This window comes from Kocuria sabuli, assembly GCF_040981185.1.
Taxonomy (GTDB): Bacteria; Actinomycetota; Actinomycetes; order Actinomycetales; family Micrococcaceae; genus Kocuria; species Kocuria sabuli.
In genome coordinates this window covers 1-571 of the sequence record NZ_JAVHZE010000092.1, presented here as the reverse complement: position 1 = coordinate 571, position 571 = coordinate 1, and the positions used below count along the sequence as shown (strand labels likewise).

The 571-nt window shown below is 42.0% G+C and carries 1 protein-coding gene; it reads left to right on the top strand.

From position 1 onward, the window contains the following. Positions 1–76: 76 nt before the first annotated feature. The coding region (gene def / locus RE027_RS18055) for a peptide deformylase (protein ID WP_368809677.1) at positions 77–571 on the top strand (495 nt) is incomplete at its 3' end.

Below are 571 nucleotides of genomic sequence, written 5' to 3'. Positions count from 1 at the left end.
CCTACCAACCTTAAATCCATAGTCAGCTTAATGCTGACAATGGCGGCCTAGTCCATTCGCTTATTGGGATTTTCCTATGAGTATATTACCTATCCTTCAGTTTCCCGACCCTCGATTACGTACCGAAGCAAAGACGGTTCTATGTATAGATGAGCAGGTTCATTTTCTTGCTCAAAATATGTTAGCAACAATGTATGATGCAAACGGGATTGGTCTTGCTGCTACCCAAGTAAATACCCATGAGCGCGTCGTCGTGATTGACGTGTCTGAGACGCGCGATCAGCCAATGGTAATCATCAATCCTGAAATAGTTTGGGCTAGCGACAATATTTCTAAAGGAACAGAAGGCTGTCTTTCGTTGCCGGGTATTTACTGCGATATTGAGCGTTCAGAGGTAGTGAAGATCAAATACATGGATAAATATGGGAAAACCCAGGAAATTCACGCGGATGGACTTCTTGCTATCTGTATCCAGCATGAAATGGATCATCTAACAGGAAAACTCATTATTGACTACCTCTCTCCCTTAAAGAAAGAACGAGTTCAAAGAAAATTATCGAAACAGAGAAAC